Consider the following 24,833-nt stretch of genomic DNA (forward strand, 5'->3'; position numbering starts at 1 on the left):
TTTAAACAAAGTTATTGATAAATGAATAATATCATACTATTAGAAAACTGTGACATCACGACTTCCTTCATGATGTCACAGTTTTTAGCTATAAACTGAGAGATACAAGGTGGTTAATCTCGTTTAAAAATCCAGCATCGGAATGTATCCGGCATCCGTTGCATATCCCCTTTACCACGGTTATGGCGCTCACTAACTGCGCTGCGCGTGGTGCTTTGTCTGATGAACCGACGTTCATTACCATTCTTAAGCAGCTTTTTTATTTCTGTTAAAGTGAACGGAATACGCTGCCTGTGTGCTGCTGCAACTTCTTCCATGTGGTTGAAATTTACTGCAATTTCATTTTCATCTGATGAATGGTTGATGCCATAGGGTGCCAGTTCATCCAGGTAATCAAACAGCTCCCAAAACTCCTGCACCATTGGGTGATCCTTTTTAAGCGCCTGACAACGTTCAATGGCCAGTGCGGTGATGGCTTCACGCGTTTTTTCTATGCGTTCGACCGGCACAGGTACAACAAGCGCAAGCGCCTCCAGCAAGCCCACAAGCTGCGCGTGATTCTTTGCAATACGGATATGGCGAATATTGCTGTTAGACTCCAGCTCGCTCCTGGCGCGTTCGTATCCCTTACCGAACGTTTGCATGATTTCTTTCTCACGCATGGTGGCCAGTAGTGTGAATCCGGATACTCGGCTAACAGGGAGTTGTTCCAGTCGCTCCGCAGCGTGGCGCGTCTGAATAGATTGCCCGCGCTTGTCGGTATAGATATGGATAATACGCTCCAGAAACGCCTTGCTGCCGTCTGTATCAGCGTTCTGCGCAATCACAATACTGCCCCTGAATGGCGGTTCGTATGTCTCGTTATTGTTGGACTTTATCCCCACAGCACGGGAAGCGCGGCCGTTATACAATGATTTCAGTTCATCCCAGTCAAAAGCGCGTTGCTTGGCGTTATCCGTGGTGCGGTCGCCTTCGATTAACACAACCGGCAGGTTGCCGACCTGGGCAAAGTTGCGCCCACGCGCTGCGGCCGTGGACTTAGAAGGATCAAAACCTTCGTATTCTTCACGGCCGGCGAGCTTCCACAGAAATTCAATCAGTGTGGATTTACCTGTCCCCGGTTCCCCCACGATTTCCAGAAACGGGAATGACTTATCGCGCTCCCGGATTTGTTCGGCAAACAGCGACCCCAGCCAGAATGCCAGCGCCACGTACCCCTTTTCACCAAATGCCGTCCAGATATCGTCAATCCAGCCCGTGGTAAATTCATTCAGCTTTGGATTCAGATCCAGCGATGGTGTCAGGCTCAGGCTTTTTACACTGGCGTGATTGATTTCAAAATAGTCTTCATCGTTCATCTCATACAATCGGCCATCGCACACGGCCACACGGTTAAACAGCCACGCTGAATAATCTTTGTTGTAGCCGATAAAGTTCTGTGTCTTAACCTCTTTTATTTCAGGAAGCCGCATCTGGATGAACTTATCCAGTTGCTTGGTGCTGCCGGTGTATACCGCCCCTTTGGCAATATGCAGCAAACGTTTCTTAAACTCGGCGGAGCTGGTGAGCTGGTTCGCCGTGAAGGTATCCTTCACCGCTGGCCGGTTCGGCATGTTGACCTTAACGTAATACCAGGACTCGTCAGTAGGTTCAGAACGCTGGAAATAGAGCGGAGTCAGCCAGCAGTTAGCTATTTCTGTCACGCCGCCAGATTCTTTCACCGCACGTTCTTTGGCTTCCCAGTCCTGGATAACTTCAGTACCAGTATTACTTATGCGCTCATAGGCTCGCATGTACCTGTCCAGATCCAGTTCAAACCAGTACATTCGGGAATTATGTTCAAAATAGAACGAATGCCACTCATTATGCTGATGCATGAGAAGCGCTTTTTCAGTCGGACTTTTCGCCAGCAGAATATCGCCATAGTAGCGATAATTTTTGATGTCCGATTTGCTTAACCGGCCACGCAACAACAAGTCATTCCAGTCCAGACTGGAGGATGATTTCACCGGCTGCGCCGCGCGAACTTTCCAGCCGGCATCCTCACTACGAGCTGCGAACGCCAGCGTATGCTTTGTGCCGGCCTTATCACCGTCAAACGCCCATACAAGGCGTGGGCGCGGTTTTTCACCCAGCTCTTTGGCCAAGGTATCCAGTGCGACTAGTGGGTAGTTGTTACTACTCAGCGTGGCAACGGCGGGTAAACCTGCCTGGCAAAGACTCAGCGCATTAAATATCCCCTCAGTGATCCAGATTTCGTTTACTTCCAGCAGATTGACAAAAGGTGGCACCCACCAATGACCGACATAGCTCCCTTTGATATTGGCTTTTTGCTTACCGAAACGCTGCGGTTGATCAATGATGCGTTCCCATATGGCACCACAGGACAGCTTAAATCTGACTGTTGCCGATCCCATGCCATCTTTAACAAACGCGCCCTGGGTGAAGATGCCTTTAAGTGGTTCGGTATCCAGCCCTCTGGCCTCGCGCAAATACGCCTCCGCAGCTGCGTGTGGAGTTTCAGGCGTGTCCTTATACCGCTTAGACCAGTCCTCAAAAATATCCGGGTACAGCTCTTTAACAACGACCTGATGGCCGCAGTTATTTTCGCGGCCACACTTCAGAATCCAGGGCTTATCAATGCTGGTGAATAATTCGCGCTTACGACACTTAGGGCATACCCCCTGCTGCAAATACTTATCCCGCTCTTTAAACTCAAAATCCTGAACAAGACGCCGCACCACGTCCTGTTGTATCGTTGCGTTCATAAATAATCCATTTGTGAAATAATGAATAAAAGGCAAAAATTATATTTTATACTGTTTGTTATATCGCTCATGCGTCATTAATTCCCAGTTCCTGCCCTTATCCTTACTAAGCAGACGCCAGCGATAGGAGACATGAACAGAAAAATAATGATTCGGCTTAATAACCTGATAAACCTTTTTACCGTTGTAATATTCTGTCAGTACTGAAAATGCCCTATTAATGACACTTTCACTCGCATGAGAGGTCACTGTCAGCATAATTATTTCACACTAGCTATTTTTATGAGATACATCCAGACATAAGAAACAATTTTTGCCTGATGGATAGCATCATATAAAGCGTGATGTTTAACGCCTTCAAACTTAATAATATTATTAATATTCAGTCCCAAAACTTTAGCCAGTGCACTTACTGTTCTCACATCACGATCATTCCAGTAATTCCACATCGGGCTTAACAAGCCGACCTTATTTGCAGCATGACGAAGAATAACGTTGTCGAATGACGCTCCATTACCCCAGACCTGTAAATGATGTGCATCAGTAAGTTCACAGATAAAATGGAAAAGGTCAGATATGGCGGTATCCAGCGGACAATTCGCATCATTAATAATCTCGCTCTTTGCTTCGATGGACTGACGCAGCCACCACAACACTGTATCTGCGCCCATCGTGCAGTCGTAATCAACGCTACTTGTAAGACTAATACGACGATAGAATGTTTCACCCATTTCACCCGTTTCCGGATTAAACAGAACAGCACCGATAGCGGTAATTGCAGCGGTTGGTTTATTATCCATTGTCTCAAGGTCAATCATTAAATGTTTCATGGTATTTCCTTAACGTTGAACGGCGGTAAGTTGTACAGCAGTTTTATTATTTTTTACAGTGCATGAAGCGAGTGAAATGAGGCCTGGAATATTATCATCAACCGGAATACTCCCATTAAAAGCCATCATGGTAATTTCGTGAAGTTCACAATAATCCTCAAATTCATTATTAAACCTGGCCATTAAAGACATACCTTCGAGACACTTCGCCAGTTTTAAATTTAGCTCCATTAACTGGATACCATCGCTATGAACAGAGAATGACTCCTTCTCAATAGCACTTGCCTGTTCGCGATAGGTACGTAACAGGCTACGAATAAGCGTGGCGTATTTCGCTTTCATAGTGAATCCCGAATAAATTTAAAAATTATTTTTTATTATGGCTTGTTGTTTTACTCGTCGTAAAAACTCGCTTAGCCCACTCTTTAAAGATTCCTGGTTCAGATGTAAATAAGCGGTTTTTCCAGTTATGCCACTCAGGCGGCGCAGACTGCGCAAGGTAAGCTGCGTAATCATCCCATTCGCCACGATGAATATAAATTTCTCCCCCTTTTTTCGAGGGGTTATCAGGATCTTTCATGCGTACAACTGGCAACTTATTAGCAGAAGCCATTTTTCGGATCGCAGACGGTGTTTTACCTATGTAGGTAGCAAAAAGTTCTGGTGTCACCAGTAATGAAATCTCATTTTCGGATAGCTCTTTCATCTGTGTTATCCTCCGTCAGTTTGGGTTCTTAGGGCGCTTTAATCCGCTCTAGGGTGTATTTGTATGTCACATCTGACAAGCAAAGGATATGTCACATATGACCAACTCGTCAAGTGCAGGAAAGAAAATCCAATTAATTAGGAAGGCGGAGGGATTAAGTAGAAGTCAACTATCTGAAATAATAGGAATTTCCTACAACACTTTAACTAATTACGAAGTGAAAGGCATACAGATGACTGAAGGCAACCTCATGTTGTTCACTCAGCATCCAAGATTTGAAAAATATACGCTTTGGTTAATGACAGGCAAAACAGCACCGGCAGCGGGACAGGTCGCGCCGTCTCTCTCCCCTGATGGGCAAGACGACAAAAAATCATCCCACTCCACCCAGAAGGCTGGTTAATTGTCTGTTTTATATACGCATTAGCACATAATTTACATAATGATTCAGATGTCGGAGGGCTTCGCTATGTCGATTAAGAAGCTCGATGATGGTCGTTATGAAGTGGACGTAAGACCGCGCGGAACTTCAGGAAAGAGGATTCGCCGAAAATTCAACAGGAAGTCAGAAGCTCAGACATATGAAAAATATGTTTTGACAAACTTCCACGATAAAGAGTGGCAGGATAAACCAGCAGACAGAAGACTTTTGTCTGATTTGATCGCGCTATGGTGGAGTTACCACGGTAAAAACCATAATTACGGTGACTCATACAAAAAACGGCTAGAAAAGATTAACCGTGAAATGGGCGAACCCAGAGTTTACGAACTGACCCGTAATTTTTTAATGAAGTATCGCGCAAGCAGGCTACATGATGGTGTGTCTGCCGGAACGGTAAACAGGGACTTTTGTACTATGTCCAGCATGTTTAGGCTGCTGATTGATATGGAGGAGTTTCATCATGAAAACCCATTTCACAAGGTGCGTAAACTACGCCTGGAAAACACAGAAATGTCCTTCCTGTCAGAAGAGGAGATCCGGGACTTATTAATGGCACTCACTGGTGATGATCGTAGGGTTGTCGTGTTATGCCTAAATACAGGGGCGCGATGGGGCGAAGCCAGTAATCTGAAAGCAGAACACGTTATCAGTAATCGTGTAACTTTCGTCAAGACTAAAACTGGCCCCGCCCGGACAGTTCCAATTTCACAAGAGATAGCTGACTACATCCTTACGCGCAAATCAGGAAAGTTGTTTGACACTAACTATGAACGAGTTCGCGATGTACTCCGTAAGGTAAAACCCGACCTGCCAAGAGGACAAGCGCTTCATGTGTTACGACATACTTTTGCTACTCATTTCATGATTAACGGTGGAAACATTATCACGCTACAGCGAATCCTGGGGCATACAACTATTGAGCAAACAATGACGTATGCTCACTTCGCCCCGGACTATTTATCCGATGCTATACGGTTTAACCCTATGCGCGGGAGTGTCCAGATAATGTCCACCAACTAAGGCACTTTAGGGGTAATTAGGGCTGATAAGGCGCTCATAACTGATTGATTTAAATAAGAGCGCCTTATTTAACAAGCATTTCAATCGCACCTTCAGGCGCGTTTTTTGTTGACAGGATTAAAACAGTACGGGTACTGTACTTACGTACACAAAGGAAACAGTTATGAAGCTAACCCGGTTTTTCTTCGCATTCTTTTTTATCTTCCCCTGACCGGGAGGCGTTTCGTCATGTGATAAAGAATGCGAAGACGAACAAGAAGGCCTCCCCCACCGGGAGGCCTTTTTTATTGATAACAAAAAAGGCAACACTATGACATCGGAAAACCCATTACTGGCGCTGCGAGATAAAATCAGCGCTTTAGACGAAGAGTTACTGGCCTTACTGGCAAAACGACGCGCGCTGGCGATTGAAGTGGGACAAGCAAAACTACTGTCGCATCGTCCGGTTCGGGATATCGATCGTGAACGCGCGCTGCTGGACAGGCTCATCCATCTCGGTAAAGTCCACCATCTCGACGCACACTACATTACCCGTCTGTTCCAGCTTATCATTGAAGACTCCGTGCTTACTCAGCAGGCGCTGCTGCAACAACATCTGAATAATACTCACCCTCATTCGGCACGTATTGCGTTTCTTGGGCCGAAAGGCTCCTATTCTCATCTCGCGGCGCGCCAGTATGCCGCACGCCATTTTGAGCAATTTATCGAGAGCGGTTGCGCAAAATTCACCGATATTTTTCATCAGGTCGAAACCGGCCAGGCCGATTACGCCGTGGTTCCGATAGAGAACACCAGCTCCGGCGCTATCAACGATGTGTACGACTTATTGCAACACACCAGTCTGTCGATTGTCGGTGAGATGACCGTCACTATCGATCACTGCGTACTGGTTTCCGGCGCTACGGATCTGAATACCATCGAAACGGTGTACAGCCATCCGCAGCCGTTCCAGCAGTGCAGTAAATTTTTGAGCCGCTATCCGCACTGGAAAATTGACTATACCGAGAGTACGTCGGCAGCGATGGAAAAAGTCGCGCAGGCAAACTCTCCGCGCGTCGCGGCGCTCGGCAGCGAGGCAGGCGGCATGTTGCACGGTTTACAGGTGCTGGAACGCATCGCCGCAAACCAGACGCAGAATATCACCCGCTTTCTGGTGCTAGCGCGCAAAGCCATCAACGTTTCCGATCAGGTTCCGGCAAAAACCACTCTGTTAATCGCCACCGGGCAGCAAGCTGGCGCGCTGGTCGAAGCGCTGCTGGTGCTGCGTAACCACAATCTCATCATGACGAAACTGGAGTCGCGCCCCATTCACGGCAATCCGTGGGAAGAGATGTTTTATCTCGATATTCAGGCGAACCTGGAGTCGCAGGTAATGCAAAGCGCGCTAAAAGAGCTGGGCGAGATCACGCGCTCAATGAAAGTGCTTGGCTGCTATCCCAGCGAAAACGTCGTGCCGGTAGAACCTGCCTGACGTTCAATAAAACGGCTTTTCTTCATCCCTGCGACGGCTACCTGCAGGGTGAAGATGGCGCCGGAGAGCGGATAATCCGCCACTTCCTGAGCAGACATATTTTCTCTGGTAGTTGTAATAAACAGCGTTTTCATATCTGCGCCGCCAAAGCAAACCATCGTCGGACAACGTACCGGCAACCGGTACTCTTCCAGCTGCTCTCCTTGCGGTGAGAAACGCGCCACGCGCCAGCCGTCAAACATCGCGCTCCAGTAGCACCCTTCGCTATCCATCGCCGCGCCGTCGGGAAGTCCTTCTCCTTCGCCAAAATGGCGAAAAAGTTCACGCTTGCCCGGTTCGCCATGCTTATCAAGTAACGTGCGGTATATCACGCCATTCGGCGTATCGGAGGTATACATCCACTGGTTATTCGGGCTGAACGCCAGGCCGTTGTGTCCCTGGATATCGCACTGGATCACTTTTGCCGTCAGGTCATGATCGATCCGCATCAGCAACGCGCCATTATAGTCACCTGGCGCCCAGAACGTTCCGGCATAAAAACGTCCATCGCCATCAGTGCCGCCATCGTTGAAACGCGCCAGTTTCGTATTAGAGGGATTGTCGCAAATCTTACGCTGCAATAATCCATTTTTATCGGCCAGCCAGATAGCATGACGCATGGCCACAATAAATCCGCCCTGCTCACGCAAGGCAAAACAGCCCACCTCTTCCGGAAACGCCAGCACGCTATGCGTCCCGCTCGCCGGATGGTAACGATGGATCTCCTGTTCCAGGATATCGGTCCAATACAGCGCGCTTTCATCCTCGCTCCATGTGGGGCATTCTGGTAAATGTCCGGCATAATCAAATAAAACGTGCGGCGTAGTCATAACGGTTCCTTAAACGAAAAAAGCCAGCAAAGCTGGCTTTTAGTATAGATGTCATCATTATGGTCGGCTGTCATTCGCCTGACGCAATAACACACGGCTTTCATTCTGGAAGCGTCTGGCATAATCGCCAAACCAGTGTTCAACTTTGCGAAAACTGTCGATAAAAGCCTGCTTATCACCCTGTTCCAGTAACCCGATCGCATCGCCAAAACGTTTATAGTAACGCTTGATAAGCGCCAGATTGCGCTCCGACGACATAATAATGTCCGCATACAGCTGCGGGTCCTGGGCGAACAGACGCCCGACCATCGCCAGCTCCAGTCGATAAATCGGCGATGATAGCGCCAGAAGCTGCTCAAGCTGGACGTTCTCTTCCGCCAGATGCAGCCCATAAGCGAAGGTAGCAAAGTGGCGCAGCGCCTGGATAAAAGCCATGTTCTGATCGTGCTCGACAGCGCTAATTCGGTGCAACCGCGCGCCCCACACCTGGATTTGCTCAAGGAACCACTGATACGCTTCCGGTTGACGCCCATCACACCAGACCACCACCTGCTTCGCCAGGCTCCCGCTGTCCGGACCAAACATCGGATGCAAGCCCAACACGGGGCCATCATGGGCCGCCAACATTGCCTGCAACGGACCGCTTTTCACCGATGCCAGATCGACCAGAATACAGTCGGACGGCAGGGGCGGCAGTTGCGCTATGACCTGTTCAGTAACATGAATCGGCACGCTGACGATCACCATTCCGGCATCGGCGACAATGTCCCTGGCGCGCGGCCAGTCCTGTTGTTCCAGAATACGGACCTGATAGCCCGACAGCGTGAGCATTTTTTCAAACAGACGCCCCATCTGTCCGCCGCCGCCCACAATGACGACCGGACGCAGAGAAGGACAAAGCGTTTTGAATCCCTTATCATTTTCGCTGGAGTAAGATTCACGCATTACCCGGCGCAGGACATCTTCAATGAGATCGGGCGGGACACCGATCGCTTCTGCTTCCGCCCGTCGTGAAGCCAGCATAGAGGCCTCACGCTCCGGCACGTAAATAGGCAGGCCAAAACGGCTTTTCACCTCGCCGACTTTGGCAACCAGTTCCAGGCGCTTAGCCAGTAAATTCAACAACGCTTTATCGACATCATCTATTTGATCGCGTAATGCGGTCAATTCAGCAACCATAACAACCTCTTATGCGACGCGCGCCGCCAGCTGGCCGCTCAAATCTTTATGAATTTCACGTAACAGGGCATCGGTCATCTCCCAGCTAATACAAGCATCGGTGACGGAAACGCCATACTTCATTTCGCTGCGCGGCTGCTCGGAAGACTGATTACCCTCATGAATATTACTTTCAATCATTAAGCCAATGATTGAACGATTGCCATCTTTAATCTGCGCAACCACAGATTCGGCAACGGCTGGCTGGCGGCGATAATCTTTATTGGAGTTACCATGACTGCAATCTACCATCAGCGAAGGACGTAGTCCCGCCTGTTCCATCTCTTTTTCACACTGAGCGACATCTGCCGGGCTATAGTTTGGCGCTTTGCCGCCACGCAAAATCACATGGCCATGCGGATTTCCCTGGGTTTGCAATAACGCAACCTGACCGGCCTGGTTAATGCCAACAAAGCGATGGGGTTGAGCAGCGGCGCGCATGGCGTTAATCGCTGTCGCCAGGCTGCCATCCGTGCCGTTTTTAAAGCCGACCGGCATAGAAAGACCAGACGCCATTTCGCGGTGGGTTTGCGATTCGGTTGTGCGCGCGCCTATCGCCGACCAGCTAAACAGATCGCCCAGGTATTGCGGGCTGTTTGGATCCAACGCTTCGGTCGCCAATGGCAACCCCATATTCACCAGTTCCACCAGTAGCTGACGCGCTATTTTCAACCCGGCTTCCACATCAAATGAGCCATCCATGTGAGGATCGTTAATCAGCCCTTTCCAGCCGACGGTAGTCCGCGGCTTTTCAAAATAGACGCGCATTACCAGATAGAGGCTATCGCTGACCTCTTCGGCAAGGGCTTTAAATCGACGGGCATATTCCAGAGCGGTTTCAGGATCGTGAATAGAACAAGGACCGCATACCACCAACAGACGCGGATCGCGCCCGGCAATAATGTCAGAAATGATTCCCCGGGACTGCGCTATCTGCGCTTCCTGCGCCAGACTCAACGGAAAGGCCGCTTTAAGCTGCTCCGGCGTCATTAATACCTGTTCATCGGTGATACGTACGTTATTCAGCGCGTCTTTTTGCATGATGGCGATCCTGTCTTTTCTTGTTTGCGATAGTTGATCCTCCACGAGGATGTTTAAACCATACCACAAAAAGTAAAGATTTCAATCCATATTACGTAAAATAAACTTTACACCATGCGCAATCTTCGATTAATCCCCTCCATTTCGTATCAAAAAATTTACACCGCAAGCGAATTATTTTATTCCCAGCCTCAGAAAAGCGGTAAAATGAGCGATGCTCGCCATTTTTTTGATTATTCTTTCTCCGCACGCATAATTTTACTTTCTGATATAGGGTGATTAATACCATTATCACAAGAATTTAATATCAGGGACGCTACTTAAATTATTCATATTATCAATAAGACATAATGACGATATGGCAAAATAATGTTATTTTGCTACAAACAATCACGGATGTATTTTAATGCTTTACGACTGAAGATGGTGGGGACTTGTTAATGCGTTTTTCTCACCGATTTATCCTTCTGTTATCGCTATTATTAGCAAGCTTGCCTCTGTATGCTCAACGCGTCACGGAAGAAGAGAAATCCGTACGCGCCATCGTCTCCGGTATCGTCAGTTATACACACTGGCCGGCGTTATCCGGGCCGCCAAGGCTATGCATATTTTCATCTGCGCGTTTTGTCAGGGTACTTAGCGAAGAGGCTGACTGGGCTTTCCCTTATCAACCGCTTGTCATCCGTACCACACAAGAAGCCCTGAGCGCCCGCTGTGATGGTTTTTACTTTGGCAATGAATCGCCAGCTTATCAGGTGGAGTTAACGCGTCATTATCCAGTTAATGCTTTGTTATTAATTGCCGAGCAAAATACCGAATGTATTATTGGCAGCGCATTTTGTCTGATCATTAACAATGATGAAGTCAAATTTTCCGTCAACCTGGACTCCCTCTCGCATAGCGGCGTGAGAGTGAATCCAGAAGTATTAATGCTTGCACGGAATCAAAAGCATGAATAAGGAATTTTCTCTGTCCAGACCAACATTTAAACGCACACTACGGCGGATTAGTATAATCAGCGTGCTGCTTACGATGACATTGATCTGGCTATTAATTTGCGTTGCGTCTGTCCTTACGCTCAAACAGTATGCGCAAAAGAATCTCGATTTGACCGCCGCCACAATGGCCCATAGCCTTGAAGCGGCACTGGTATTTTCCGATAACGCGGCCGCAGCGGAAACGCTCGCCACTCTGGGACGCCAGGGACAATTTTCAGCGGCGGAGGTCCGCGATAAAAATGGCCGTACTATCGCCTCATGGCGCTATGATGCGCGAGCCGCAGACGATAAGCTCATCGGCTTAATTAGCCACTGGCTTTTTCCATTGCCGGTATCACAACCCGTCTGGCACAACGGCAGGGCCATCGGTGAAGTACGGCTTGTCGCTCGCGACAGCCTTATTGGTCATTTTATCTGGCTATCGCTGGCAGTGCTGACAGGATGTATTCTGCTGGCATCCGGCATTGCCCTGCTGCTCACGCGTTATTTACACAATGGCGTTGTGGATGCGCTGCAAAATATTACTGAAGTTGTACACGACGTTCGCACTAACCGAAATTTTTCACGCCGGGTACCTGATGAGCGTATTGCGGAATTTCACCTGTTTGCGCAGGATTTCAATAGCCTTCTGGATGAGATGGAAGAATGGCAGCTACGGCTTCAGGCTAAAAATGCCCAGTTACTACGTACCGCGCTGCACGATCCGCTGACGGGGCTTGCCAATCGCGCGGCATTTCGCAGCTGTATTAACGCGCTGATGAAGGACAATTCCGCTCGTAGCAGTTCGGCATTGTTATTTCTGGATGGCGATAACTTTAAATATATTAATGATACCTGGGGACATGCGGCAGGCGACCGCGTACTTATAGAGGTTGCCAAAAGATTAGCGGAATTCGGTGGTAGCCGTTATCAAACTTACCGACTCGGCGGCGATGAATTTGCGGTGGTGCTTTACGATGTACATTCGGAATATGAAGTACAACGTATTTGCGCAGCGCTATCCCAGGCGTTTAATCGACCTTTTGAACTGCATAACGGCCAGCGAATAACGATGACCCTGAGTATTGGCTTTGCGCTGACATGGGAACATGCCACTGCCGAAAAACTACAAGAACTGGCCGATCGAAATATGTATCAGGCTAAACACCGGCGTGCGGAACGCTCGCTAAACTAAGGAACGGGCCTGGCCGTTTCTGACTCAGCGTTGAGACCACAGACCCAACCTAATCATGCAACCGTCTATGGCGTGGAGCAACCCCATAAAAAAGGGGCCAGCGTAATGCCAGCCCCTTCTTTTCTACAAGCTTTCGGATGTTGCGAAAGCGCGTTCTTAGTTAAGACGCTCTTTGATACGAGCCGCTTTACCAGTACGCTCACGCAGGTAGTACAGTTTAGCTTTACGAACAGCACCACGACGTTTAACAGCAATGCTGTCAACTACCGGAGAGTGAGTCTGGAAGACACGCTCAACGCCTTCGCCGTTGGAAATTTTACGAACAGTGAATGCAGAGTGCAGACCGCGGTTACGAATAGCGATAACCACGCCCTCGAATGCCTGCAGACGTTTCTTGGTACCTTCAACAACCCATACTTTCACTTCCACGGTATCGCCCGGACGGAAGGAAGGTACGTTCTGCTTCATCTGCTCTTGTTCAAGTTGCTTAATAATGTTGCTCATAATTTAATCTCTTATCCTGGGTAAACTGATATTTGGGGGCCTATGCCATCCCATCATGTTTATGCTGCTGTTGTGCGTGTTCTGTTTTGAACTCCGCCAGCAACCTTGCTTGCTCTTCAGTCAGAGCCAGGTTTTCCAGAAGTTCAGGTCTTCTAAGCCAGGTTCGGCCCAGCGACTGTTTCAAACGCCAGCGACGTATCTCGGCATGGTTTCCCGACAGCAATACTGGCGGTACTTCCATCCCCTCTAACACTTCAGGGCGCGTATAGTGCGGACAATCCAGCAACCCATCAGCAAACGAATCTTCGATTGCTGATGCTTCATGCCCCAGAACTCCCGGTATAAACCGGGCGACGGAGTCAATCAGCGTCATTGCCGGTAGTTCGCCACCGCTGAGAACGTAATCGCCAATTGACCATTCTTCGTCAATTTCGGTCTGAATTACGCGCTCATCTACGCCTTCGTAGCGACCACACACCAGAATAAGCTTCTGATTCGTGGCCAGCTCGCTAACGCCCGCTTGATCAAGCTTGCGTCCCTGAGGCGACAGATAAATCACTTTAGCGCCTTCACCTGCCGCGGCTTTTGCTGCATGAATGGCGTCCCGCAAGGGTTGCACCATCATTAACATCCCTGGTCCGCCGCCGTAAGGACGATCGTCCACGGTACGGTGCCGGTCATGCGTGAAGTCGCGAGGACTCCAGCTCTGGATGTTCAGCAGGCCATTTTTTACTGCCCGGCCAGTTACCCCGTAATCGGTAATTGCGCGGAACATTTCAGGAAACAGGCTAACTATGCCAATAAACACAAGCCAATCCCCATAACGCCATTTATTACCGTTTATTCGGTGGTTTAAAAACCAGGATCCCAGTCTACTTCGATAGTACGAGTAGCGAGATCGACTTTCTTGATAACCTGCCCATCGAGGAACGGTACTAGTCGTTCCTTGATACCAAATGCATCTTTCAGGTTCGCCTTAATGACGAGAACGTCATTCGACCCGGTTTCCATCATGTCGATAACTTTACCGAGATCGTAGCCTTCAGCGGTGACTACCTGGCAGCCCATCAGGTCTTTCCAGTAGTAGTCTCCCTCCTCAAGCGCAGGAAGTTGCGAGGAATCCACGACAATTTCGCAATTCGTCAGAAGATTCGCGGCATCTCGATCGTCAACGCCTTTCAGCTTGATGATCAGATCCTGATTGTGGTGCTTCCAGCTTTCCAGCTGTACCTGCTGCCACTGACCCGCCTTCTGGATAAACCAGGGCTGATAGTCAAAAATGCTTTCGGCGTCTTCAGTGGAGGAAAACACTCTGAGCCAACCACGGATACCGTATGAAGAACCCATTTTCCCCAGTACAACCGGTTCAGCGGGTACTTGTGCGGCGAGTTGCTTGCTCATCATGACCACCGTGACAGATTAAGCTGCTTTTTTTACTTCTTTGATCAGCGCCGCAACGCGATCGGAAATGGTTGCGCCCTGGCCAACCCAGTGAGCGATGCGATCCAGATCCAGGCGGGTGCCTTCTTCTTTTTCGCTAGCGATTGGGTTGAAGAAACCAACGCGCTCAATGAAGCGACCGTTGCGTGCATTACGGCTGTCGGTGACAACAACCTGGTAGAACGGACGCTTTTTAGCGCCGTGACGAGCTAAACGAATAGTTACCATAACATCCTCTTGTGTGAATAAAACAACCGGGCCCCATCGAGGAACGGAGCCCGGCGTCATATTAAAAGCCCGAAAATTTTACTGATTTCTGGGAAAAAAGCAATCAACAGTTAATAACTCTGCTGTAGAAGGCCGTCGGCGGCGCAGCGAGTTCGGTGCCGGCGTGCGCGCAGCCACCGCAGCGTACACGCAGTACGTGAGGATGGCGAGCACACCCCGGAGCCGAAATAGCAAGTGAGCCAGGCCGGGAAATTAGCGGCCAGGGAAGCCTGGCGGCATCATCCCCTTCATACTCCGCATCATCTTCGCCATCCCGCCCTTCTTCATCTTCTTCATCATGCGCTGCATGTCGTCGAACTGTTTCAGAAGGCGGTTAACGTCCTGCACCTGCATCCCACAGCCCTGCGCGATACGACGCTTGCGGGAACCTTTGATGATTTCCGGCTTCGCGCGTTCTTTCAGCGTCATCGAATTGATGATCGCCTCCATACGCACCAGCACTTTGTCATCCATCTGCGATTTAACGTTGTCCGGAATCTGCCCCATGCCCGGTAATTTGCCCATCAGACTGGCCATACCGCCCATGTTTTTCATCTGTTTGAGCTGTTCCAGGAAGTCGTTCAGGTCGAAACCGTCGCCTTTCTTCAGTTTAGTCGCCAGCTTTTCAGCCTGTGCGCGGTCAACTTTGCTTTCGATATCTTCGATCAGCGACAGCACGTCGCCCATGCCGAGAATACGCGAGGCGATACGATCCGGGTGGAACGGCTCCAGCGCGTCGGTTTTCTCGCCGACACCGAGGAATTTAATCGGCTTGCCGGTGATATGACGAATAGAGAGCGCCGCACCGCCACGCGCATCACCATCGACCTTGGTCAGCACCACACCGGTTAACGGCAGCGCTTCGTTAAAGGCTTTTGCGGTATTCGCGGCATCCTGACCGGTCATCGCATCGACGACAAACAGCGTTTCTACTGGCTTGATAGAAGCATGGACCTGTTTGATTTCGTCCATCATCGCTTCGTCAACGTGCAGACGACCGGCGGTATCCACCAGCAGCACGTCGTAGAATTTGAGCTTCGCTTCTTTCAGCGCGGCGTTGACGATATCAACCGGTTTCTGGCCGACATCAGACGGGAAGAAATCCACGCCAACCTGCTCAGCCAGCGTTTCGAGCTGTTTGATCGCCGCCGGGCGATAGACGTCGGCAGAGACGACCAGCACTTTCTTCTTGTGCTTCTCGCGCAAGAATTTACCCAACTTACCGACGCTGGTGGTTTTACCCGCCCCCTGCAGACCCGCCATCAATACTACGGCTGGCGGCTGCGCAGCTAAATTCAGCGTCTGGTTCTCTTCGCCCATCGCCGCAACCAGTTCGCTACGGACAATCTTGACGAACTCCTGCCCTGGGGTCAGGCTCTTGTTAACTTCATGACCAACCGCTTTCTCTTTTACGCGATTGATGAACTCACGCACTACCGGCAGCGCAACGTCAGCCTCCAGCAGCGCCATGCGCACTTCGCGCAGCGTCTCTTTAACGTTGTCTTCAGTAAGGCGCCCACGGCCACTGATATTGCGCAGCGTGCGCGACAAACGATCGGTTAAATTATCAAACATTGTCTCTCGCCTGGGGTGGAAACGGTTGGTCGCCGCAGCGACACAGTTACAGAATTTCGCCACAGTATACCATGAAGCCGTCTTTGTTGTTATGCAACGGTTGGAGCTGCGGTCACGTAACGCTATACTGCTTCTCTTTCTCACTGGTCAACTGTCGACACAACTATGCCCGTTTTTGCTTTACTTGCCCTTGTCGCCTACTCCTTCAGCCTCGCGCTGATCGTTCCCGGACTGTTGCAAAAAAACAGCGGCTGGCGGCGTATGGCTATTCTTTCTGCGGTCATCGCGCTGGTGTGCCATGCTGTCGCGCTGGAATCGCGTATTCTGCCCGGCGGCGACAGTGGACAAAACCTGAGCCTGCTGAATGTCGGTTCGCTGGTCAGCCTGATGATCTGCACGGTGATGACCATTGTCGCGTCGCGTAATCGCGGCTGGCTACTTCTGCCCATTGTCTATGCTTTTGCGCTGATTAACCTGGCCTTCGCCACGTTTATGCCTAATGAATATATTACGCATCTGGAAGCGACCCCAGGCATGATGGTGCACATCGGTCTGTCGCTTTTCTCTTACGCGACGCTGATAATCGCCGCGCTGTATGCGCTACAACTGGCGTGGATCGACTATCAGTTGAAGAACAAAAAGCTGGCGTTTAGTAATGAAATGCCGCCATTGATGAGCATTGAGCGCAAAATGTTTCATATCACGCAGATTGGCGTCGTACTGCTGACCCTTACTCTGTGTACCGGCCTGTTTTACATGCATAACCTGTTCAGTACTGAAAATATTGATAAAGCCGTGCTCTCTATCGTGGCATGGTTTGTCTATATCGTTCTGCTGTGGGGGCATTACCATGAAGGCTGGCGGGGTCGGCGGGTCGTGTGGTTTAACGTCGCAGGCGCGGGTATTCTGACGCTGGCCTATTTTGGTAGCCGCATATTACAGCAATTTGTAAGCTAAGCTTTTAAAGGAGTTTCCCCTGGAACACATCTCCACCACCACGCTGATTATCATATTAATCATCATGGTGGTCATCTCGGCCTATTTTTCCGGTTCCGAAACTGGAATGATGACGCTAAACCGTTACCGTTTACGCCATATGGCGAAGCAAGGTAATCGCTCGGCAAAACGGGTAGAAAAATTACTGCGTAAACCCGACCGACTGATAAGCCTGGTGCTGATCGGCAATAACCTGGTCAACATTCTTGCCTCGGCGCTCGGCACGATTGTGGGTATGCGGCTTTACGGCGACGCTGGCGTGGCTATCGCCACCGGGGTACTGACGTTTGTCGTGTTAGTTTTTGCCGAAGTCCTGCCCAAAACTATCGCCGCGCTCTATCCGGAAAAAGTGGCCTATCCCAGCAGCTTCCTGCTGGCGCCGTTACAGATACTGATGATGCCGCTGGTGTGGTTACTTAACACCATCACCCGCCTGCTGATGCGTCTGATGGGAATTAAAACGGACATCGTGGTCAGCGGGTCGTTAAGCAAAGAGGAATTACGCACTATCGTGCATGAATCCCGTTCGCAAATCTCTCGCCGCAATCAGGATATGCTGCTGTCGGTTCTCGACCTGGAAAAGGTCAGCGTGGATGACATCATGGTGCCGCGTAATGAAATTATCGGAATCGATATCAATGACGACTGGAAGTCTATCGAGCGGCAGCTCACCCACTCGCCGCACGGACGCATTGTGCTCTATCGCGATTCGCTGGATGACGCCATCAGTATGCTGCGCGTGCGTGAAGCCTGGCGGTTAATGGCCGAGAAAAAAGAGTTCACCAAAGAGATGATGCTGCGCGCCGCCGATGAAATCTATTACGTCCCGGAAGGTACGCCGCTCAGTACGCAACTGATCAAATTTCAGCGCAATAAAAAGAAAGTCGGACTGGTCGTCAACGAATATGGCGATATCCAGGGGCTGGTCACCGTGGAAGATATTCTCGAAGAGATCGTTGGCGACTTCACCACATCGATGTCGCCAACACTGGCGGAAGAGGTCACGCCGCAAAACGACGGTTCGGTCATTATTGACGGTACCGCCAACGTCCGGGAAATCAATAAAGCGTTTAACTGGCACCTGCCGGAAGATGACGCGCGCACCGTCAACGGGGTGATTCTGGAGGCGCTGGAGGAAATTCCGGTTGCTGGTACGCGCGTGCGCATTGAGCAGTACGATATCGATATTCTCGATGTACAGGAAAATATGATTAAGCAGGTAAAGGTTGTACCGGTAAAACCGCTGCGCGAGAGTGTGGCGGAGTAACACAATGGCGAACTCCGGTTCGCCTTTTTTATCGCCGTCTTTTAAGATTCCATCAATTCCTGCCATTTACTTAACAATGCAATAATGACTTTTCAAGCATTCAGAAAGGATATTGATGTTATGTCAGAAGATTATGTAATTGAATGGGATAAGAATTTTGCAGACGACCTCAACGTCGTCGCCAGCGTTTTTTTATCGCACAACCCAACCTTATGGCCCACTATTTTCTCTCAACTTTCGACGCAACCTGAAATCTTTGAAGACGAAGATGAAGACGAATATGGGTTGCAGGACGTTCTGGATTGTAGCGGTGGCGATCTCGGAAATAACGATCTGGCACAGGCATTTTTACAAGTTCTACGCGGCGAAGGATTAATTCACCTCGTTGACTGGAAAGGTGAAGATGAAGAAGGCGAACTGGCTAATTTTGCCGCAGATCGCTTTTATGAACTCACAAAAAACCTGACGGATTCTGAGGAATTAAGAAATCTTCTTGTCGAAATAACCCAAGAGGATGAAATCTCCGATGTCTGTGAAGCCGGAGACCGTTACCTTGACGAGATCTTTGAACGTATTCAGACCGAACTCAATAAAAGGGGCTTCCAGATTTTTGATCTGAATGAAGGAGCTGACACCTATAATGTGGTCGTTCTGCCAATGAGCGAATATAAAAAAATAGAGGATTTCAACACGCCGTGGCTGGAAGTGCAGGATTTTTTAAGCTAAAAAAATGGCCGACTTTACATCGGCCATCAGACTTTTACTTCGCCTTCGCTACCGTCACCATCGCCGCGCGAATGGTACGACCGTTCAGCGTATAGCCTTTCTGCATAATACCCAGCACATTGCCTGCCGGAACCTCTTCCGACTCCACCATCGCAATCGCCTGATGCACGTTCGGGTCCAGCGGCACGTTGGTCTCAGCAATCACTTCCACGCCGAACTTACGCACCACATCCAGCATAGACTTCAGCGTCAGCTCAATCCCTTCGACCATTGCCGCCATATCCGGATTGGCTTTGTCTGCGACTTCCAGCGCGCGATCCAGGCTATCGATTACCGGCAGCAATTCGTTGACGAACTTCTCGAGAGCGAATTTATGCGCTTTTTCGATATCCTGTTCAGTACGACGGCGCAGGTTTTCCATTTCCGCTTTGATGCGCAACACGGTGTCGCGTTCGCGAGTCTGGGCTTCTGCAAGCTGAACTTCCAGATTCGCAATTTTTTCATCGCGCGGATCCACCTGCTCAGCAGAATCGTTTGGTTCAACTGCCTCAACCTCTTCGTGCTGATCCATGATAATTTCTTCCGGGGCTTGCCCCTCAGGCGTTTTCTGTTCTTTACTACTCATGAATTTCTCCGCGTTTTTTTCGCATTCATCTCGCTAACTTCGCTTATTATGGGGATCAGATTCAGGGTTTCAAGGGAAGTACTCACATTGTCATCAATCTTCGCTACAAGGACCTCAGAAAAATGAATAATCATTTCAAGTGTATCGGCATTGTGGGGCATCCGCGTCATCCCACCGCACTCACGACACATGAAATGCTCTACCGTTGGCTATGCGATCAGGGTTATGAGGTCATTGTGGAGCAACAAATCGCCCACGAATTACAGCTAAAAAATGTGCCAACCGGCACGCTGGCGGAAATTGGTCAACAGGCGGATCTGGCGGTAGTCGTGGGCGGCGACGGCAATATGCTTGGCGCAGCGCGTACGCTGGCGCGTTATGACATCAATGTGATTGGCATTAACCGCGGTAATCTTGGCTTCCTGACCGATCTCGATCCGGACAACGCCCTGCAACAATTATCGGATGTGCTGGAAGGGCGCTATATCTCCGAAAAACGTTTTCTGCTGGAAGCGCAGGTCTGCCAACAGGACCGCCAGAAGCGTATCAGCACAGCCATTAATGAAGTGGTGCTGCATCCGGGAAAAGTGGCGCATATGATCGAATTCGAGGTTTATATTGATGAAACCTTCGCTTTTTCACAGCGATCTGATGGTCTGATCATTTCTACGCCGACAGGCTCCACCGCCTATTCGCTCTCCGCAGGCGGCCCTATTCTGACCCCTTCACTGGATGCCATCACTCTGGTGCCGATGTTCCCGCATACCTTGTCGGCGCGCCCGTTAGTCATTAACAGCAGTAGCACGATTCGTCTGCGTTTTTCGCATCGCCGTAGCGATCTGGAAATTAGCTGCGACAGCCAGATAGCGCTGCCTATTCAGGAAGGAGAAGATGTGCTGATTCGCCGCTGCGACTACCACCTCAACCTGATACATCCCAAAGACTATAGCTATTTCAATACATTAAGCACAAAACTCGGTTGGTCAAAAAAATTATTCTAATTTTACGTTAGCCTCTTTACTGTATAAAAAACCAGTTTATACTGTATTTAATTACAGTCATGGTTTTTCATACAGGAAAACAGCTATGTTGGCGCAACTGACCATCAGCAATTTTGCTATCGTTCGTGAGCTTGAGATCGATTTTCAGAGCGGAATGACCGTCATTACTGGTGAAACCGGCGCGGGTAAATCTATTGCGATTGATGCCCTGGGTCTGTGTCTGGGCGGTCGCGCTGAGGCCGATATGGTCCGTACCGGAGCGACCCGCGCCGATTTGTGTGCCCGCTTTGCGCTGAAAGACACGCCTGCGGCATTGCGCTGGCTGGAAGAAAACCAGCTTGAAGAAGGTCGCGAATGCTTACTTCGCCGCGTTATCAGCAGCGATGGCCGCTCACGGGGCTTTATTAACGGCACCGCTGTGCCCCTGTCTCAATTGCGCGAGCTCGGTCAGTTGCTGATTCAAATTCACGGTCAACATGCGCACCAGCAGCTTACCAAACCCGAACAGCAAAAATCGCTGCTGGATAGCTATGCCAACGAAGCCGCTTTAGCGCAGCAGATGGCTGCCCGCTACCAATTATGGCATCAAAGCTGCCGCGATCTCGCCCATCACCAGCAACAAAGCCAGGAACGCGCCGCGCGCGCGGAACTGCTGCAATATCAGTTAAAAGAGTTGAACAACTTTAATCCGCAGGCCGGCGAATTCGAGCAAATTGACGAAGAGTACAAACGGCTGGCCAACAGCGGGCAGTTGCTTACGACCAGCCAGAACGCTCTGGCGCTACTCGCGGACGGCGAAGACGTTAACCTGCAAAGCCAGTTATATAGCGCAAAACAACTGGTTAGCGAGCTGGTGGGTATGGACAGCAAGCTTTCCGGCATCCTGGATATGCTGGAAGAAGCCACTATTCAACTCACCGAAGCCAGCGATGAATTACGCCACTATTGCGAGCGTCTGGATTTAGACCCCAATCGCCTGTTTGAGCTTGAACAGCGCATCGCTAAACAAATTTCGCTGGCGCGAAAACATCACGTCAGCCCGGAAGCGCTGCCGCAGCTTTATCAGTCACTGCTCGAAGAACAGCAGCAGCTCGACGATCAGGCCGATTCGCTGGAAACGCTGACGCTGGCGGTTAATAAGCATCACCAACAAGCGCTGGAAACGGCGCAAGCGCTGCATCAACAGCGTCAGTTTTACGCCCAGGAGCTGGGGCAGTTGATCACTGAAAGTATGCATTTACTTTCAATGCCGCACGGTCTGTTTACTATCGACGTGAAATTTGATGAGCATCATCTGAGCAACGACGGCGCCGATCGCGTGGAGTTTAAAGTGACGACAAACCCAGGTCAGCCGCTGCAGCCTATCGCTAAAGTCGCGTCTGGCGGTGAACTGTCGCGCATTGCGCTGGCTATTCAGGTGATTACCGCGCGCAAAATGGAAACGCCGGCACTGATTTTTGACGAGGTCGATGTTGGCATCAGCGGCCCAACCGCCGCCGTGGTCGGTAAACTCCTGCGTCAGCTTGGCGAATCCACTCAGGTGATGTGCGTCACTCACCTGCCACAGGTAGCCGGGTGCGGTCACCAGCACTTCTTTGTCAGTAAAGAAACTGACGGGGCAATGACCGAAACCCATATGCAACCTTTGGATAAACGTGCGCGTTTACAGGAACTGGCCCGCCTGTTGGGAGGAAGTGAAGTTACGCGTAATACGCTGGCAAACGCAAAAGAACTGCTGGCGGCGTAAACTTTTTTATCTCCCGAAGGTCTGAGTTCACAACAAAAACGCCGTAAGACCCGACAGCAAAAGGTTTTAAAGTGATGAAAGGTCTATTATCATCGGCATATTAATATGAGCCACGTACTGCTCAGGCCCGAAAAGGAACCCAATCACTATGCGCTGTAAAACGCTGACTGCTGCCGCAGCAGTACTCCTGATGTTGACCGCAGGCTGTTCCACTCTGGAGCGAGTGGTTTACCGACCTGACATCAATCAGGGGAACTATCTTACACCTACGGATGTCGCCAAAGTGCGTGTTGGTATGACGCAACAACAGGTTGCGTATGCTTTAGGCACGCCGATGATGACCGATCCTTTTGGTACGAACACTTGGTTTTATGTTTTCCGCCAGCAGCCAGGACATGAGAACGTGACGCAGCAGACTCTGACGCTCACCTTTAACAGCAGCGGCGTGTTAACCAATATTGATAACAAACCGGCGTTGACGAAGTAATTTTGTGATACCGCCTGATGAGGTTACGTTCATCAGGCCTGCAAACCTCTCCCCCGCCATTTGGTACGAATTTGCCTGATGGCGCTACGTTTATCTGGCTTACAGGCACGCCTGTGCTTCAGGTGTGGTACGGCTTTCACACCGTTATCCGGCAAAAGAGGCTAATTATCTGCCAGCCGATTTTTCGGCGCGCTGGCGGCGTAACGCTTTTGGATCGGCGATTAAGGGACGGTAAATTTCAACCCGATCGCCATCCTGCACCGTATCGGTGAGTTTTACCGGACGACTATAGATACCCACTTTATTTTTCGCCAGATCGATATCCGTGCGCAATTCCAGCAAGCCGGAAGCGCGAATCGCCTCTTCGACCGTCGCGCCCTCCTCCAGCGTTACGCGCTGCAAATACTGCTTTTCCGGCAGCGCATAAGCCACTTCAACCACAAGTTTATCCGGCACGGTAAACCTCTTTGGCGCGAACCGTAAACGCCTGCACCATGTTGGACGCTAACTCTTTGAATATACGACCAAACGCCAGCTCAATGAGTTTATTGGTAAACTCAAAATCAAGCTGAAACTCAATGCGGCACGCCTCGGGGCTGAGCGGGGTAAATTTCCAGCCGCCGATCAGCTTTTTAAAGGGGCCATCCACCAGATGCATCAGAATGCTCTGGTTACGCGTTAGCTGATTACGCGTCGTAAACGTCTTGCTGATACCCGCCTTCGACACGTCAACAGCCGCCGTCATCTGTGCTGGCGATGACTCCAGGACGCGACTACCAACACACCCAGGCAAAAACTGGGGATACGATTGCACGTCATTCACTAACTGATACATCTGTTCCGCACTGTAGGGGACTAAAGCAGTCCGACTAATCTGAGGCATAGCAATTCCCATCAACATAAATCGTGTAAATAATACCACTTATCAGCGAGTAAAAAAAATGCTGTCCCCAACCGTCATGCCTTAATTGTGCGTGCATAGCCCAACTCATGCTAAGATAGATTTTTGCACCTCATCAGGACGTAATGGGGTGTTTTCGATATCAGATTACCTATGAATTCACGACACTTATGACGAAGAAAAAAGCACATAAACCGGGCTCAGCCACCATCGCGCTGAATAAGCGCGCCCGGCACGAATACTTTATCGAAGAAGAGTTCGAGGCTGGTCTCGCCCTGCAAGGCTGGGAAGTAAAATCTCTGCGCGCAGGAAAAGCCAATATCGGCGACAGTTACGTTATCCTCAAAGATGGCGAGGCCTGGCTGTTTGGCGCAAACTTTACGCCGATGGCGGTCGCCTCGACACATGTTGTATGCGACCCAACCCGAACCCGCAAACTGTTGTTAAATCAGCGTGAGCTTGATTCGCTGTATGGCCGTATTAATCGTGAAGGTTATACTGTCGTCGCGCTTTCTCTGTACTGGAAAAATGCCTGGTGCAAAGTGAAGATCGGCGTGGCGAAAGGTAAAAAACAACATGATAAACGTTCCGATCTTAAAGAACGTGAGTGGCAACTGGATAAAGCACGCATTATGAAAAATGCAGGCCGATAATAGACATTTTTTGTGACCAGCTTCTCAGTATGAAGCTGGTCAATATTCATATCTCATGCATGCCTCGAAAATATATTCTCTGTGTCTGACGCTTATCAATAGCAATA

Annotated in this window: 28 protein-coding genes and 1 other annotated feature; of the genes, 13 read left to right on the forward strand and 15 right to left on the reverse strand. The window is 49.9% G+C overall.

Annotated features, from left to right (window positions below; translation table 11 throughout):
- Positions 1-113: 113 nt before the first annotated feature.
- From ACLD4F_RS08490 to ACLD4F_RS08505, 4 genes are all read right to left on the reverse strand, one after another.
- Positions 114-2,768 (reverse strand): toprim domain-containing protein, encoded by a 2,655-nt coding sequence (locus ACLD4F_RS08490; protein ID WP_002954291.1) that lies wholly within the window; start codon positions 2,766-2,768, stop codon positions 114-116.
- 260 nt (positions 2,769-3,028) lie between these two features.
- Positions 3,029-3,598, reverse strand: a complete 570-nt coding sequence (locus ACLD4F_RS08495) for a 3'-5' exonuclease (RefSeq protein WP_002954290.1) — start codon at positions 3,596-3,598, stop codon at positions 3,029-3,031.
- 9 nt (positions 3,599-3,607) lie between these two features.
- Positions 3,608-3,940 (reverse strand): hypothetical protein, encoded by a 333-nt coding sequence (locus ACLD4F_RS08500; protein ID WP_001534817.1) that lies wholly within the window; start codon positions 3,938-3,940, stop codon positions 3,608-3,610.
- A gap of 25 nt (positions 3,941-3,965) precedes the next feature.
- Complete coding sequence (locus ACLD4F_RS08505) at positions 3,966-4,304, reverse strand: Cox family DNA-binding protein (RefSeq protein WP_002954289.1); 339 nt, start codon at positions 4,302-4,304, stop codon at positions 3,966-3,968.
- A gap of 97 nt (positions 4,305-4,401) precedes the next feature.
- Here ACLD4F_RS08505 and ACLD4F_RS08510 point away from each other — a divergent pair, with 97 nt between their 5' ends.
- From ACLD4F_RS08510 to pheA, 4 genes are all read left to right on the forward strand, one after another.
- Positions 4,402-4,707, forward strand: a complete 306-nt coding sequence (locus tag ACLD4F_RS08510) for a helix-turn-helix domain-containing protein (protein ID WP_000185337.1) — start codon at positions 4,402-4,404, stop codon at positions 4,705-4,707.
- A 66-nt stretch (positions 4,708-4,773) separates the two neighbouring features.
- Positions 4,774-5,766, forward strand: a complete 993-nt coding sequence (locus tag ACLD4F_RS08515; RefSeq protein WP_024132356.1) for a tyrosine-type recombinase/integrase — start codon at positions 4,774-4,776, stop codon at positions 5,764-5,766.
- Positions 5,767-5,928: 162 nt separating this feature from the next.
- Positions 5,929-6,054, forward strand: a sequence feature (Phe leader region).
- The gene (pheL, locus tag ACLD4F_RS08520; RefSeq protein WP_010989056.1) at positions 5,930-5,977 is read left to right on the forward strand and encodes a pheA operon leader peptide PheL; all 48 of its coding nucleotides are present in this window, start codon (positions 5,930-5,932) and stop codon (positions 5,975-5,977) included. Its footprint overlaps the feature before it by 48 nt.
- A 22-nt stretch (positions 6,055-6,076) precedes the next feature.
- A complete protein-coding gene (pheA, locus tag ACLD4F_RS08525; RefSeq protein WP_080203073.1) occupies positions 6,077-7,237 on the forward strand; it encodes a bifunctional chorismate mutase/prephenate dehydratase in 1,161 nt (386 codons plus the stop codon).
- On the opposite strand, the gene ACLD4F_RS08530 is transcribed toward pheA, so the two are convergent.
- Genes ACLD4F_RS08530 through aroF form a run of 3 tightly spaced genes read right to left on the reverse strand, consistent with a single transcriptional unit; the run spans position 7,198 to position 10,365 of the window.
- A complete protein-coding gene (locus ACLD4F_RS08530) occupies positions 7,198-8,106 on the reverse strand; it encodes an SMP-30/gluconolactonase/LRE family protein (protein WP_156010509.1) in 909 nt (302 codons plus the stop codon). The genes pheA and ACLD4F_RS08530 overlap by 40 nt on opposite strands.
- A gap of 57 nt (positions 8,107-8,163) precedes the next feature.
- Positions 8,164-9,285, reverse strand: a complete 1,122-nt coding sequence (gene tyrA, locus ACLD4F_RS08535; RefSeq protein ID WP_000225191.1) for a bifunctional chorismate mutase/prephenate dehydrogenase — start codon at positions 9,283-9,285, stop codon at positions 8,164-8,166.
- Between the two features lie 9 nt (positions 9,286-9,294).
- Positions 9,295-10,365, reverse strand: a complete 1,071-nt coding sequence (gene aroF / locus ACLD4F_RS08540; RefSeq protein ID WP_411010789.1) for a 3-deoxy-7-phosphoheptulonate synthase AroF — start codon at positions 10,363-10,365, stop codon at positions 9,295-9,297.
- Between the two features lie 440 nt (positions 10,366-10,805).
- Between aroF and ACLD4F_RS08545 the strand changes: the two genes are divergently transcribed.
- Together ACLD4F_RS08545 and dgcN are read left to right on the forward strand one after the other, a co-directional pair.
- Entirely contained in the window at positions 10,806-11,324 is a 519-nt protein-coding gene (locus ACLD4F_RS08545) for a YfiR family protein (RefSeq protein WP_001212379.1), read from the forward strand.
- Positions 11,317-12,537 carry a diguanylate cyclase DgcN gene (gene dgcN / locus ACLD4F_RS08550; RefSeq protein WP_023231960.1) on the forward strand — a complete coding sequence of 407 codons (1,221 nt, stop codon included), beginning with the start codon at positions 11,317-11,319 and terminating at the stop codon, positions 12,535-12,537. Before ACLD4F_RS08545 ends, dgcN begins: the two co-directional genes overlap by 8 nt.
- A gap of 156 nt (positions 12,538-12,693) precedes the next feature.
- Here dgcN and rplS read toward each other — a convergent pair whose 3' ends face one another.
- The 5 genes from rplS to ffh form a co-directional block, all read right to left on the reverse strand.
- Positions 12,694-13,041 carry a 50S ribosomal protein L19 gene (gene rplS, locus ACLD4F_RS08555; protein ID WP_000065257.1) on the reverse strand — a complete coding sequence of 116 codons (348 nt, stop codon included), beginning with the start codon at positions 13,039-13,041 and terminating at the stop codon, positions 12,694-12,696.
- A 40-nt stretch (positions 13,042-13,081) separates the two neighbouring features.
- Entirely contained in the window at positions 13,082-13,849 is a 768-nt protein-coding gene (gene trmD, locus ACLD4F_RS08560) for a tRNA (guanosine(37)-N1)-methyltransferase TrmD (RefSeq protein WP_000469813.1), read from the reverse strand.
- 44 nt (positions 13,850-13,893) lie between these two features.
- The gene (rimM, locus tag ACLD4F_RS08565) at positions 13,894-14,442 is read right to left on the reverse strand and encodes a ribosome maturation factor RimM (RefSeq protein ID WP_000043266.1); all 549 of its coding nucleotides are present in this window, start codon (positions 14,440-14,442) and stop codon (positions 13,894-13,896) included.
- An 18-nt stretch (positions 14,443-14,460) separates the two neighbouring features.
- Positions 14,461-14,709 (reverse strand): 30S ribosomal protein S16, encoded by a 249-nt coding sequence (rpsP, locus tag ACLD4F_RS08570; protein WP_000256453.1) that lies wholly within the window; start codon positions 14,707-14,709, stop codon positions 14,461-14,463.
- A gap of 252 nt (positions 14,710-14,961) precedes the next feature.
- Entirely contained in the window at positions 14,962-16,323 is a 1,362-nt protein-coding gene (ffh, locus tag ACLD4F_RS08575; protein WP_000460052.1) for a signal recognition particle protein, read from the reverse strand.
- A 165-nt stretch (positions 16,324-16,488) separates the two neighbouring features.
- On the opposite strand from ffh, the gene ACLD4F_RS08580 reads away from it, so the two are divergent.
- The 3 genes from ACLD4F_RS08580 (at position 16,489) to ACLD4F_RS08590 (ending at position 19,312) form a co-directional block, all read left to right on the forward strand.
- A complete protein-coding gene (locus tag ACLD4F_RS08580; RefSeq protein WP_001537507.1) occupies positions 16,489-17,280 on the forward strand; it encodes an inner membrane protein YpjD in 792 nt (263 codons plus the stop codon).
- A 19-nt stretch (positions 17,281-17,299) separates the two neighbouring features.
- Positions 17,300-18,586, forward strand: coding sequence for an HlyC/CorC family transporter (locus ACLD4F_RS08585; RefSeq protein WP_127172650.1), 1,287 nt, complete (start codon positions 17,300-17,302; stop codon positions 18,584-18,586).
- 120 nt (positions 18,587-18,706) lie between these two features.
- Entirely contained in the window at positions 18,707-19,312 is a 606-nt protein-coding gene (locus ACLD4F_RS08590; RefSeq protein ID WP_023136472.1) for a hypothetical protein, read from the forward strand.
- A gap of 34 nt (positions 19,313-19,346) precedes the next feature.
- Here ACLD4F_RS08590 and grpE read toward each other — a convergent pair whose 3' ends face one another.
- Positions 19,347-19,937 carry a nucleotide exchange factor GrpE gene (gene grpE, locus ACLD4F_RS08595; RefSeq protein ID WP_001518875.1) on the reverse strand — a complete coding sequence of 197 codons (591 nt, stop codon included), beginning with the start codon at positions 19,935-19,937 and terminating at the stop codon, positions 19,347-19,349.
- A 122-nt stretch (positions 19,938-20,059) separates the two neighbouring features.
- On the opposite strand from grpE, the gene nadK reads away from it, so the two are divergent.
- The 3 genes from nadK to bamE all read left to right on the forward strand — a co-directional run bounded on the left by nadK (position 20,060) and on the right by bamE (position 23,172).
- Entirely contained in the window at positions 20,060-20,938 is an 879-nt protein-coding gene (nadK, locus tag ACLD4F_RS08600) for an NAD(+) kinase (RefSeq protein WP_001059155.1), read from the forward strand.
- An 85-nt stretch (positions 20,939-21,023) separates the two neighbouring features.
- Complete coding sequence (gene recN, locus ACLD4F_RS08605; protein WP_411010790.1) at positions 21,024-22,685, forward strand: DNA repair protein RecN; 1,662 nt, start codon at positions 21,024-21,026, stop codon at positions 22,683-22,685.
- A gap of 148 nt (positions 22,686-22,833) precedes the next feature.
- Positions 22,834-23,172: an outer membrane protein assembly factor BamE gene (gene bamE / locus ACLD4F_RS08610; RefSeq protein ID WP_001203445.1), complete on the forward strand. Its 339-nt coding sequence runs from the start codon at positions 22,834-22,836 to the stop codon at positions 23,170-23,172.
- A 165-nt stretch (positions 23,173-23,337) separates the two neighbouring features.
- On the opposite strand, the gene ACLD4F_RS08615 is transcribed toward bamE, so the two are convergent.
- The gene (locus tag ACLD4F_RS08615) at positions 23,338-23,628 is read right to left on the reverse strand and encodes an RnfH family protein (RefSeq protein WP_001112990.1); all 291 of its coding nucleotides are present in this window, start codon (positions 23,626-23,628) and stop codon (positions 23,338-23,340) included.
- A complete protein-coding gene (locus tag ACLD4F_RS08620) occupies positions 23,618-24,055 on the reverse strand; it encodes a type II toxin-antitoxin system RatA family toxin (RefSeq protein WP_001537508.1) in 438 nt (145 codons plus the stop codon). The genes ACLD4F_RS08615 and ACLD4F_RS08620 overlap by 11 nt, the downstream gene beginning before the upstream one ends.
- Before the next feature lie 188 nt (positions 24,056-24,243).
- Between ACLD4F_RS08620 and smpB the strand changes: the two genes are divergently transcribed.
- Positions 24,244-24,726: an SsrA-binding protein SmpB gene (gene smpB / locus ACLD4F_RS08625; protein ID WP_001518569.1), complete on the forward strand. Its 483-nt coding sequence runs from the start codon at positions 24,244-24,246 to the stop codon at positions 24,724-24,726.
- Positions 24,727-24,833: the final 107 nt, after the last annotated feature.

The sequence above is a fragment of the Salmonella sp. 741265050_HSA genome, from assembly GCF_046569445.1.
Classification (GTDB): Bacteria; Pseudomonadota; Gammaproteobacteria; order Enterobacterales; family Enterobacteriaceae; genus Salmonella; species Salmonella enterica.

Coding starts and splice junctions, on each gene's coding strand:
- ACLD4F_RS08490 (WP_002954291.1), bottom strand. CDS start 2,768: ATGAACGCAACGATACAACAGGACGTGGTGCGGCGTCTTGTTCAGGAT.
- ACLD4F_RS08495 (WP_002954290.1), bottom strand. CDS start 3,598: ATGAAACATTTAATGATTGACCTTGAGACAATGGATAATAAACCAACC.
- ACLD4F_RS08500 (WP_001534817.1), bottom strand. CDS start 3,940: ATGAAAGCGAAATACGCCACGCTTATTCGTAGCCTGTTACGTACCTAT.
- ACLD4F_RS08505 (WP_002954289.1), bottom strand. CDS start 4,304: ATGAAAGAGCTATCCGAAAATGAGATTTCATTACTGGTGACACCAGAA.
- ACLD4F_RS08510 (WP_000185337.1), top strand. CDS start 4,402: ATGACCAACTCGTCAAGTGCAGGAAAGAAAATCCAATTAATTAGGAAG.
- ACLD4F_RS08515 (WP_024132356.1), top strand. CDS start 4,774: ATGTCGATTAAGAAGCTCGATGATGGTCGTTATGAAGTGGACGTAAGA.
- pheA (WP_080203073.1), top strand. CDS start 6,077: ATGACATCGGAAAACCCATTACTGGCGCTGCGAGATAAAATCAGCGCT.
- ACLD4F_RS08530 (WP_156010509.1), bottom strand. CDS start 8,106: ATGACTACGCCGCACGTTTTATTTGATTATGCCGGACATTTACCAGAA.
- tyrA (WP_000225191.1), bottom strand. CDS start 9,285: ATGGTTGCTGAATTGACCGCATTACGCGATCAAATAGATGATGTCGAT.
- aroF (WP_411010789.1), bottom strand. CDS start 10,365: ATGCAAAAAGACGCGCTGAATAACGTACGTATCACCGATGAACAGGTA.
- ACLD4F_RS08545 (WP_001212379.1), top strand. CDS start 10,806: ATGCGTTTTTCTCACCGATTTATCCTTCTGTTATCGCTATTATTAGCA.
- dgcN (WP_023231960.1), top strand. CDS start 11,317: ATGAATAAGGAATTTTCTCTGTCCAGACCAACATTTAAACGCACACTA.
- rplS (WP_000065257.1), bottom strand. CDS start 13,041: ATGAGCAACATTATTAAGCAACTTGAACAAGAGCAGATGAAGCAGAAC.
- rimM (WP_000043266.1), bottom strand. CDS start 14,442: ATGAGCAAGCAACTCGCCGCACAAGTACCCGCTGAACCGGTTGTACTG.
- rpsP (WP_000256453.1), bottom strand. CDS start 14,709: ATGGTAACTATTCGTTTAGCTCGTCACGGCGCTAAAAAGCGTCCGTTC.
- ffh (WP_000460052.1), bottom strand. CDS start 16,323: ATGTTTGATAATTTAACCGATCGTTTGTCGCGCACGCTGCGCAATATC.
- ACLD4F_RS08580 (WP_001537507.1), top strand. CDS start 16,489: ATGCCCGTTTTTGCTTTACTTGCCCTTGTCGCCTACTCCTTCAGCCTC.
- ACLD4F_RS08590 (WP_023136472.1), top strand. CDS start 18,707: ATGTCAGAAGATTATGTAATTGAATGGGATAAGAATTTTGCAGACGAC.
- grpE (WP_001518875.1), bottom strand. CDS start 19,937: ATGAGTAGTAAAGAACAGAAAACGCCTGAGGGGCAAGCCCCGGAAGAA.
- nadK (WP_001059155.1), top strand. CDS start 20,060: ATGAATAATCATTTCAAGTGTATCGGCATTGTGGGGCATCCGCGTCAT.
- recN (WP_411010790.1), top strand. CDS start 21,024: ATGTTGGCGCAACTGACCATCAGCAATTTTGCTATCGTTCGTGAGCTT.
- bamE (WP_001203445.1), top strand. CDS start 22,834: ATGCGCTGTAAAACGCTGACTGCTGCCGCAGCAGTACTCCTGATGTTG.
- ACLD4F_RS08620 (WP_001537508.1), bottom strand. CDS start 24,055: ATGCCTCAGATTAGTCGGACTGCTTTAGTCCCCTACAGTGCGGAACAG.
- smpB (WP_001518569.1), top strand. CDS start 24,244: ATGACGAAGAAAAAAGCACATAAACCGGGCTCAGCCACCATCGCGCTG.